Source organism: Rhodococcus sp. UYP9 (genome assembly GCF_040547235.1).
Lineage (GTDB): Bacteria > Actinomycetota > Actinomycetes > Mycobacteriales > Mycobacteriaceae > Rhodococcoides.
In genome coordinates, this window is record NZ_JBEPPH010000009.1 from 114,629 (window position 1) to 124,815 (window position 10,187).

General features: G+C 62.4%; 8 protein-coding genes. All 8 read left to right on the forward strand.

What is annotated here, in order from left to right; genetic code table 11:
- Positions 1 to 43 precede the first annotated feature (43 nt).
- The gene (gene eat, locus ABIB36_RS20780) at positions 44 to 1,483 is read left to right on the forward strand and encodes an ethanolamine permease (RefSeq protein ID WP_084348111.1); all 1,440 of its coding nucleotides are present in this window, start codon (positions 44 to 46) and stop codon (positions 1,481 to 1,483) included.
- Positions 1,480 to 2,892: an ethanolamine ammonia-lyase subunit EutB gene (locus tag ABIB36_RS20785; RefSeq protein ID WP_084348033.1), complete on the forward strand. Its 1,413-nt coding sequence runs from the start codon at positions 1,480 to 1,482 to the stop codon at positions 2,890 to 2,892. The genes eat and ABIB36_RS20785 overlap by 4 nt, the downstream gene beginning before the upstream one ends.
- Complete coding sequence (gene eutC, locus ABIB36_RS20790; RefSeq protein ID WP_084348034.1) at positions 2,889 to 3,656, forward strand: ethanolamine ammonia-lyase subunit EutC; 768 nt, start codon at positions 2,889 to 2,891, stop codon at positions 3,654 to 3,656. The genes ABIB36_RS20785 and eutC overlap by 4 nt, the downstream gene beginning before the upstream one ends.
- Before the next feature lie 53 nt (positions 3,657 to 3,709).
- Positions 3,710 to 5,347 (forward strand): AMP-binding protein, encoded by a 1,638-nt coding sequence (locus ABIB36_RS20795; RefSeq protein ID WP_354563003.1) that lies wholly within the window; start codon positions 3,710 to 3,712, stop codon positions 5,345 to 5,347.
- A 41-nt stretch (positions 5,348 to 5,388) separates the two neighbouring features.
- Positions 5,389 to 7,329 (forward strand): acetoacetate--CoA ligase, encoded by a 1,941-nt coding sequence (locus ABIB36_RS20800; protein WP_354562851.1) that lies wholly within the window; start codon positions 5,389 to 5,391, stop codon positions 7,327 to 7,329.
- Positions 7,330 to 7,402: 73 nt separating this feature from the next.
- Positions 7,403 to 8,860 carry an amidohydrolase gene (locus ABIB36_RS20805; protein ID WP_354562849.1) on the forward strand — a complete coding sequence of 486 codons (1,458 nt, stop codon included), beginning with the start codon at positions 7,403 to 7,405 and terminating at the stop codon, positions 8,858 to 8,860.
- Positions 8,857 to 9,471, forward strand: a complete 615-nt coding sequence (locus ABIB36_RS20810) for a TetR/AcrR family transcriptional regulator (RefSeq protein WP_084348036.1) — start codon at positions 8,857 to 8,859, stop codon at positions 9,469 to 9,471. Before ABIB36_RS20805 ends, ABIB36_RS20810 begins: the two co-directional genes overlap by 4 nt.
- A 9-nt stretch (positions 9,472 to 9,480) precedes the next feature.
- Complete coding sequence (locus ABIB36_RS20815) at positions 9,481 to 9,906, forward strand: PPOX class F420-dependent oxidoreductase (protein WP_084348037.1); 426 nt, start codon at positions 9,481 to 9,483, stop codon at positions 9,904 to 9,906.
- Positions 9,907 to 10,187 lie beyond the last annotated feature (281 nt).

Consider the following 10,187-nt stretch of genomic DNA (forward strand, 5'->3'; position numbering starts at 1 on the left):
GCAACCCGCGCGCGCGAACCTCCACTTGCACGAGAGGATTTTCATGTCTGTCAGCGATCCGACGGCATCACATCACGGCGGTGTCGATTCACACGTCGAAGGCGACGACTACCTCGCCAAACGAACGTTGAAGAAGGGCACGGCCGGTTGGGTCCTCCTCGCCGGACTCGGTGTCAGTTACGTTATCTCCGGGGACTATTCGGGGTGGAACTTCGGTCTCGAACAAGGTGGATTCGGTGGGCTTCTCATCGCGGGCGTACTGATCGCGGGAATGTATTTGGCGATGGTACTCGGGATGGCCGAAATGTCCTCGGCGCTACCGGCGGCGGGAGGCGGCTACACCTTCGCCAGGCGTGCACTCGGACCGTGGGGTGGGTTCGCCACCGGTACGGCAATTCTCATCGAGTACGCGATAGCCCCGGCCGCGATCGCCACCTTCATCGGGGCGTACGTCGAATCCCTCGGCCTTTTCGGAATCACCGATGGGTGGTGGGTATATCTGGCGGTGTACGCCATCTTCATCGGCATTCACCTCACCGGCGCCGGTGAGGCGCTGAAGATCATGTTCGTCATCACCGCCATCGCGTTGGTCGGATTGGTGATCTTCGTCCTCGCCGCACTGGGCAAGTTCGACGCGAGCAACCTCACCGACATCGCCCCGACGGATGCAGCGGGCGCGTCGAGTTTCCTGCCGTTCGGATACCTCGGAATCTGGTCAGCGGTCCCGTTCGCCATTTGGTTCTTCCTCGCAGTGGAAGGAGTGCCGCTCGCCGCGGAGGAGGCCAAGGACCCGACCAAGAACGTCCCGCGCGGCATCATCGCTGCGATGGGCATCCTGCTCGTCACCGGCGCATCGGTGCTCTTCCTCGTCACCGGCGCAGGCGGAGCCGAGGCGATGCAGTCATCCGGCAATCCACTCGTGGAGGCGCTCGGCGACAGTGGAGCCGCCAAGGTGGTGAACTACATCGGACTTGCCGGCCTCGTTGCCAGCTTCTTCTCGATCATGTACGCCTACTCGAGGCAGTTGTTCGCGCTCTCTCGTGCCGGGTACCTACCGAAGACGCTCTCTGTCACCAACTCTCGTAAAGCTCCCGTCCTTGCACTCATCGTGCCCGGCATCATCGGTTTCCTGCTCTCGCTCACGGGGCAAGGTGCGATGTTGCTCAACATGGCAGTCTTCGGCGCCGCGCTGAGTTACGTTCTGATGATGATCAGCCACATCGTGCTGCGTCGCAAGGAACCGGAGATGGAACGCCCGTACCGCACTCCCGGTGGAGTCGTCACTACCGGCTTCGCCCTGGTAGTCGCCGCGCTGGCCGTCGTCGCAACGTTCCTTGTCGACAGCACTGCAGCGCTCTGGTGCCTGGGCGTGTTCGCTGCGTTCATGCTGTATTTCGGTATCTACAGCCGCCATCACCTGGTCGCGAACTCGCCCGACGAAGAGTTCGCAGCGCTGGCGAAGGCAGAAGCTGAGCTCGAATGACCACCTACACGCAGCAGATATCGGGCACTACCTACCAGTTCGACTCTCTCGTGGAACTGATGGCCAAAGCGACGCCACTACGCTCGGGCGACGAATTAGCCGGGTGCGCAGCACAATCCGATGCAGAGCGTGCGGCAGCACAGTGGGCACTGTCGGAAGTCTCCCTCGGGGTATTTCTGCAGGACCTTCTGGTTCCCTACGAAACCGACGAAGTCACCAGACTCATCATCGACTCGCATGACCGCGTCGCGTTCGGCGCAGTCTCGCATCTCACGGTGGGAGGACTCCGAGACTGGCTTCTGCACACTGCCGCATCGACCTCGGCTGCAGCGACGCTACGTGCCGTTGCACCAGGCCTCACCCCGGAGATGGTGGCTGCAGTCAGCAAGATCATGCGGAACCAGGATCTGATCGCGGTGGCACGCGCTGCCGAGGTCACCGCAGCGTTTCGCACGACGATAGGCCTGCCGGGAACGCTCGCGACGAGGCTGCAACCCAATCATCCGACCGACGACCCACGCGGCATCGCGGCGGCAACGTTGGACGGGTTGCTGTTGGGGTCGGGGGACGCCGTCATCGGAATCAACCCGGCGACCGATTCACCTCATGCGACGTCGGATCTGCTACATCTCCTCGACGACATTCGTCAGCGTTTCGAGATCCCGACGCAGTCCTGCGTCCTTTCGCACGTCACGACGACGATGGAGCTGATCGAAAAAGGCGTTCCCGTCGACCTGGTTTTTCAGTCCGTCGCGGGAACCGAGGGCGCCAATTCTGGTTTCGGCGTCAATGTTTCGCTCCTCCGCGAAGCCAACGAAGCAGGTCGATCGCTGCACAGGGGAACCGTCGGCAACAACGTCATGTATCTCGAAACCGGCCAGGGTTCAGCGCTGAGCGCCGGCGCGCACCTTGGAATGGGAGGCAAACCAGTAGACCAGCAAACACTGGAGACGCGGGCGTATGCGGTATGCCGCGACCTCGAACCGTTGCTGGTCAACACCGTCGTCGGATTCATCGGACCCGAGTACCTCTACGACGGTAAGCAGATCATCAGAGCCGGGCTCGAGGACCACTTCTGTGGAAAGCTGCTCGGCCTACCGATGGGTGTCGACGTCTGTTACACCAACCACGCCGAGGCCGATCAGGACGATATGGACACGCTGTTGACGCTTCTCGGCGCCGCAGGAGTGGCCTTCGTCATCGCCGTTCCCGGTGCGGACGACGTCATGCTCGGCTATCAGAGTTCGAGTTTTCACGACGTCCTGTACGTGCGTCAGGTACTGGGCCTCGAACCTGCTCCCGAATTTGCGGCCTGGCTCGATCGCCTGGGCATGGTGGACTCCCATGGTCGGATACTCGACGTCGACGCAACGGGGTCCCCGTTACGAGCGCTGACGGGTACACGATGACCGAGATCGAACCCACCGACTTCTGGGCGGACCTGAGACTGAGTACGCAGGCTCGAATCGGACTGGGCCGCACCGGCGATTCACTGCCGACGCGACGTGTTCTCGAGCTCAGGTCCGCACACGCCGCGGCCCGTGACGCCGTACACACGCCACTGGAGGTGGACTCGTTCACAGTCGCCGTCGAGCGGGTAGGGATCGGTGCTCCTGCCGTCGTGACTTCGAAGGCGACATCGCGGGCGGAGTATCTCCGCAGACCGGACCTGGGCCGACAGCCCCAGGATCTGTCTTCGATCACGCCGGGGGAGTTCGATATCGGATTCGTGCTGAGCGACGGACTCTCGCCGCGCGCACTGACCGATCATGGAACCTCGATGTTGGAAGCGCTTGTCGAGGAATTGGCAGACCTGTACACGATGGCGCCGCCGGTCATCGCGACCGAGGCTCGGGTGGCACTGGGCGATCACATCGCAGAGGCGATGGGGGTGCGCACTGTCGTCGTGCTGATCGGTGAACGCCCCGGGCTGTCGGTGGCCGACAGTCTGGGCATCTATCTGACGCATCTGCCTGCGCCAGGCCGGTCGGACGCCGACCGCAACTGCATCTCGAACATTCACCCACCGGAAGGATTGGGCTATCGGCAATCCGCCAAGATCGTTGCCGGACTCGTGCGGGGCGCGCGCAGCCTGGGACGGTCGGGTGTGGCGCTGAAGGACACCTCTCGAGCGGATGTTCTCGAATCCTCGGAGACCATGACGCTCGACTGAGTACCCCTGTCCGGGGGTGGTCCTCGGTGACGCAGCTCACTATCGTGGGAGTCATGGAGACACTCAGCTATGCGTCAGGAGCGTCGCCTCAGCCGCTGCTCGCAGACACTATCGGAGCAAATCTGGATCGAACTGCATCGCTGTACGGCGGGCATGATGCGCTGATAGATGTCGTGTCCGACCGGCGGTGGACCTATTCGGAGTTCCTCGCGGACGTGGAATTGTTGGCCGCGGGCCTGCTGGTGCAAGGCGTCGTGAAGGGCGATCGCGTCGGCATCTGGGCCCCGAACTGCCCGGAGTGGGTACTGGCGCAGTACGCAAGCGCCAAAATCGGTGCCATTCTGGTCAATATCAACCCGGCCTACCGCACCCACGAGTTGCGGTTCGTACTGAAGCAATCAGGCGTGTCGGTCCTACTGTCGGCGCAGGAGTTCAAGGGCGCGGACTACGCGGCCATGATCGAGGAGGCTCGTCCGGAAGCTCCTGATCTGCGGGAAGTGGTATACATCGGCAGCTTCGGATGGGAATTGATGACCGACCGCGGGCACCGCGCGCTGGCCGATCGACCACGAATGGTCGCCGAGGTGCAGGACCGACTGCGGGTCGACGATCCGATCAATATCCAATACACCTCGGGTACAACAGGATTCCCCAAAGGCGCCACGCTCAGCCACAGCAACATCCTGAACAACGGGTTTTTCGTCGGCGAACTGTGCCACTACACCGCCGAGGACCGAGTGTGCATCCCGGTGCCGTTCTATCACTGCTTCGGCATGGTCATGGGCAACCTTGCCTGCACAAGCCACGGCAGTGCCATGGTGATCCCTGGACGAGCTTTCGAGCCTGCTGCAACGCTCGCCGCCGTCGAGAAGGAGAGGTGCACATCGCTGTACGGCGTCCCGACGATGTTCATCGCCGAACTTGCGCTGCCGGAGTTCGATTCGTTCGACCTGTCGAGTCTACGCACCGGAATCATGGCAGGGTCGCCGTGCCCGGCGGAGATCATGAAGCAGGTGATCGACAAAATGGGAATGAGCGAGGTGTCCATTTGCTATGGCATGACCGAGACTTCGCCAGTCTCGCTGCAAACTCGTAGCGAGGACACCATCGACCAACGAGTCTCGACGGTAGGTGCAGTAGGTCCGCATCTCGAGGTGAAGATCGTCGACCCGACGACCGCGGAGACCGTACCGCGCGGTGAGCCGGGGGAGCTGTGCACACGAGGCTATTCCGTCATGGCCGGGTACTGGCAGAACCCGGAAAAGACAGCCGAGGCCATCGATGCCGAGGCGTGGATGCACACCGGCGACATCGGAGTCATGGACGCCGACGGCTACGTCGCCATCACAGGGCGAATCAAGGACATGGTCATCAGAGGGGGAGAGAACATTTACCCCCGAGAGATCGAGGAGTTTCTGTACTCCCACCCCGATATCCTCGACGCTCAGGTGATCGGAGTTCCCGACGCGAAGTACGGCGAAGAACTGATGGTATGGATCAGAATGCGGGACAGTGCAGTACCGCTCGATGCCGCTGCGGTTCGAGCATTCAGTGAGGGAAAACTGGCAGGCTACAAGATCCCGCGATACGTCCACGTCGTCGATGAGTTCCCGACAACGGTCACCGGTAAGGTGCGGAAAGTCGAGATGCGTGAGAAGTCCATCGGAATGCTGGCAGTGGAGCCGCAGTGACCTACGACGCGGATCGGGCACCGTCGGGAATACTGAACAATATGACCGATACGCAGTGGACGCCGTCGACCGAGGACATCGAGAATGCGCGCATCATGGACTTTCAGCGCTACGTCCAACGGCGGCACGCTCTAGACCTGACCGACTATCGATCGCTGTGGACATGGTCTACCGAGAATCTCCCCGATTTCTGGCGCGCGGTGTGGGACTACTTCGACATCATCGCCGCCGATCGACCCACCTCGATTCTCGAATCGACCGATATGCCGGGGGCACAGTGGTTTACCGGCGCCGCGCTGAACTACGTCGACCAGGTCGAGCGACATATCCGAACCGATCGGCCCGCGATCGTCCACGCTCACGAGGACGGATCGATCACCAGACTGTCCTGGCACGAGTTGGCTAGGCAGGCAGCATCGCTGGCCGAGACGTTGAAGACTAGAGGCGTCGCGAAGGGAGACCGCGTCGTCGGCTATCTTCCCAACATTCCCGAGACGGTGATCGCGTTTCTGGCGGTGGCAAGCATCGGTGCGGTGTGGTCGGCCTGTGGACAGGACTATTCCGCGTCTGCCGCATCGGATCGGTTGGGACAACTGGATCCGAAGGTGCTGATCAGCGCCGACGGGTACTCCTACGGCGGCAAATTCCACGACAAGACTGCAGACGTCAGCGCGTTGCGTGAGAACTTGCCGACGGTCGATCTCGTCGTCCAGGTCGGCACGCATGTCACTGCAGGATCGATCACGTGGGACGAGGCCACTGCCGGCGAGCGCGTGTGGACCAGTGTTCCTGTTCCGTTCGACCATCCGCTGTGGATAGTGTTCTCCTCGGGTACCACGGGTTTGCCCAAGGGGATCGTGCACAGTCATGGTGGAGTTCTGCTCGAACATCTCAAGTCCGTTGGACTGCAATCGGATATCGGACCGAATGACACGTTCTTCTGGTACACGAGCCCCAGTTGGATGATGTGGAATTTTCAGGTGGCAGGTCTCCTCGTCGGCGCCACCATCGTGACTTCGTCCGGTAGCCCGGGCTTCCCGACGGCCGATGCGTTGTGGAAAATCGCTGCCGCACAGAAGGTCACCTTCCTTGGAACGAGCCCGGGCTACGTGCTGTCTTGCATCAAGGCGGGTTCACACCCAGGTGAAGATCACGACCTCGGTGCGCTGCGGGCGATCGGGATCACCGGGTCTTCGCTACCGGCCACATCGTCGATCTGGTTGGCGGACAACATCAGCCGTGACGTCCCGGTATTCTCGATCTCGGGTGGGACCGATGTGGTCTCGGCGTTCGCGGGTGGGGTGCGCACGGTGCCGGTATGGCCGGGCGAACTGTCGGCCCCCTACCTCGGCGTCGCGCTGGCCGCGTACGACGACCAGGGTCGTTCGGTAACCGGCGAGGTAGGCGAACTCGTCATCACCGAGCCGATGCCGTCGATGCCGACCCGGTTCTGGAACGACGAGGACGGATCGCGGTATCACGACGCGTACTTCGATACCTTCGAAGGGGTGTGGCGCCACGGAGACTGGATTACCGTCACCGATCATGGCAGCGTCATCGTTCACGGGCGTTCCGATTCGACATTGAACCGCAACGGTATTCGAATGGGTAGTGCCGACATCTACCAGGCAGTCGAATCCTTACCCGAGGTGGTCGAATCCCTCGTCCTCGGGATCGAATCCGGCGACGGTAGCTATTGGATGCCGCTGTTCGTAGTGCTGGCCGACGGTGCCGAACTCGATGAGCCGCTACGAGGACGGATCGAGGCGGTCATCAGGGAGCACGCATCACCGCGGCATGTACCCGATGAGATCATCGCAGCCCCCGGAATCCCACACACCAGGACGGGGAAGAAGCTCGAGGTTCCGCTCAAACGGATCTTTCAGGGTGATGACGCCGCTCGCATTCTCGACCGCTCGGCCGTCGATGCACCGGATCTGGTGGATTGGTTCGTCGAACGTGGACGAGACCACAGCCGCTGATGCTTCACCTTCGTCAGAGGTTCCCACTCGGCCGGCCCACGCTTTCAAGGCAAGAGTGTTCTAGAGTCCGGAGGTGCTGATCAGAAACGTGGTTCTCGCCGCGGGCGGCCCGACCTTCGAAGTGCAGACGGTCGGTGGTCGGATCGCCGAGGTGACCCCGTCCGGGAGTGCTTCGCGCGCCACCGAGGGGGAGATCCTCGACGGTCGGGGAGGGGCGCTGTTGCCCAGTTTCGTGGACAATCACGTGCATCTGACGCAGTGGGCCGCATCGTTGACGCGGATCGATGTCTCGGAATCAGACTCTGCCGCTGCCGTCGTGGACATCCTTGTGCACTCCGAGGAGCGGTACGGGCACGGGATACTGCGCGCCCAAGGTTTTCGGGACGCGCTGTGGCCCGACGCGCCACACAAGGATGTGTTGCAGAGGGCCCTACCGGACCGCCTCGTGGCGATCACGAGCATGGATCTGCACACACTGTGGCTCAGTCCGGCACTTCTGGCCGAACTGTCCATCGATCATCCGACGGGGATATTGCGCGATCACGACTGCATGGAAGGTCTCGGTGCTCTCGACCGGCGGGCCGATACCGAGCACGGTGATCGCAGTGTCCTCGACGCCACCGCCGAATTGGCTCGACGAGGCATCACCGCCGTGACCGATTTCGAGTACGCGGACAACAGAGCTGTCTGGCTGCGTCGTGCCGACGTCGGTCAGTCATTCGTCGACGTGTCCATCGCGGTGTGGCCGGAATGGCTCGAACACGAGTTGCACCTCGGCGCGAGGACCGGTGATCGCATCGGTGACGGGCGGCATCTTTCACTCGGCCCGCTGAAGGTGATGTTCGACGGTTCACTGAACACCCGAACCGCATGTTGTCACGACGCGTATCCCGATGGTTCCGGAACCGGCCTGCTTCTCGAGACGCCCGCAGACCTCCAGGCACTGATGCGCAAGGCATCCGAAGCCGGAATGCAGCCGGCTGTTCACGCGATCGGTGACCGCGCGAACTCACTCGCACTCGACGCGTTCGAGGCTATCGGGGCCGGCGGGCGGATCGAGCATGCTCAACAGGTCCTGCCTGTCGACGTGCAGCGGTTCGCCGCGGCAGGCGTCGCGGCCTCCATCCAGCCTCAGCACGCGATGAGCGACCGTGACGTCGCCGACGAACTGTGGAGTGGGCGAGCCTCGATCTCCTACCCGTACGCCTCGCTGCATCGCGCGGGCGTGGAGCTGCTGTTCGGCTCCGACGCCCCGGTCAGCTCGCCGTCGCCGCTCGATGCGGTCGCCGATGCCGTGTGGCGCACCGACGACGATCGCCGGCCGTGGCAGGTCGAGGAGGCGCTATCGCTGAATATCGCCTTGAGCGCGGCCTGTGGTGGCCGCCCATCGGTCGAAGTCGGGGATGCCGCGGATCTGGTGATTCTGGCCGAACACCCCGCGAACTTGGGAAACCGCGACCTGCGTTCGGATCCTATTCTGGCCACTGTTCGCGCAGGCAAGGTCACATTCGAGCAAGCTGGGACAACATGAGTGGAGATGCGGAGCGAGGTAGCTGGCGCTTCTACGAGGGCTCGGTGCTCTCCGCGCCGCTGGCTGCGGCCCTCGCAGCGTTCGTCGAGCAGGGCTACCACGGGGCTTCGGTGCGTGAGATCGCAGCTCGCGCCGGACTGTCGGTGCCAGGGCTGTATCACCATTTCCCGTCGAAGCAGGCCCTTCTGGTGGGTCTGATGAAGGCCGCTATGGCTGATTTGCTTCAACGGTCGAGGATCGCGGAATCAGAAGCTGGGTCCTCACCCAGCGCCCGGTTCGATGCCGTCGTCACCTCGTTACTCCTGTTCCACATGTATCGCCGGGATCAGGCGTTCATCGGATCGACCGAGATCCGCAGCCTCGAAGCCGACAACCGCAGTGAGTACATCGCCCAACGTGATGAGCAGCAGCGCATGCTCGACACGATCGTCCACGACGGCGTCGAGTCGGGTGACTTCGACACCGAGCATGCGGAGGATGCCTCTCGGGCGGTGACGACACTGTGCGTCGGAATCGCAGGATGGTATCGGCCCGACGGTCCACTCTCGGCGCCAGAACTTGCAGCGGTGTATCTGACGATCGCACGGAGAATTGTCGGTGGTAGTCGATAGGCTCGCGGCATTGCAACACTGGCGGATAGTGAGGTTCGTGAATTTCTCGGCTTCGGCACGAGAACAGGCAAGCTCGGCTACGTCGCGGCGGACGGGCGGCCGCTGGTGGTGCCAATATGGTTCGTTCTCGAAGACGAGACGATCGTGTTCAACACTGGTGCCGAGACCGCGAAGGGGCGCGCGATCGCACGTGACCCGCGCGTCGCGTTGTCGGTGGACCTGGAGGAGCCGCCCTACGGATTCGTGCAGATTCAAGGAATCGCCACGACGTCCGAGGAGCCGGCAGACCTGGTGCGTACTGCCACCGAGATCGGCGCCCGATATATGGGAGCCGAGCGTGCCGCAGAGTTCGGCAAGCGCAACGGGGTGCCCGGTGAGCTGGTGGTTCGTATTCATCCGACCAAGGTCATCGCGTCGCTGGACATGACCGCCTGAGCAGGCGCCTGCACAGGCCTCGCCGAGTTGGAGTCGATTGTCGGCAGCACTGTAGATTGGACCGGTGCCGAATTCAGGAAAGAAGAACGGTGGCGTGATCTCAGATCGCCGGCTCGTGCATACTGCCGAGCGTTCGGCCGACCGTATCGATGTCGCTGGCGGGGGCCCAGCGGATCAGTAAGCAGATGTAACGATCGCAACCGGATTCGGAGATGTACTGCAAGGTAACTTGGCTCTGATCGGTGTGCGTTCTTTTCGACTGCGCAGCGAAGAATGAGATT

Bases quoted from the DNA above. Each gene is read 5' to 3' on its own strand.
- ABIB36_RS20785 (WP_084348033.1), top strand. From the start codon at position 1,480: ATGACCACCTACACGCAGCAGATATCGGGCACTACCTACCAGTTCGAC.
- ABIB36_RS20800 (WP_354562851.1), top strand. From the start codon at position 5,389: ATGACCGATACGCAGTGGACGCCGTCGACCGAGGACATCGAGAATGCG.
- eat (WP_084348111.1), top strand. From the start codon at position 44: ATGTCTGTCAGCGATCCGACGGCATCACATCACGGCGGTGTCGATTCA.
- ABIB36_RS20795 (WP_354563003.1), top strand. From the start codon at position 3,710: ATGGAGACACTCAGCTATGCGTCAGGAGCGTCGCCTCAGCCGCTGCTC.
- eutC (WP_084348034.1), top strand. From the start codon at position 2,889: ATGACCGAGATCGAACCCACCGACTTCTGGGCGGACCTGAGACTGAGT.
- ABIB36_RS20810 (WP_084348036.1), top strand. From the start codon at position 8,857: ATGAGTGGAGATGCGGAGCGAGGTAGCTGGCGCTTCTACGAGGGCTCG.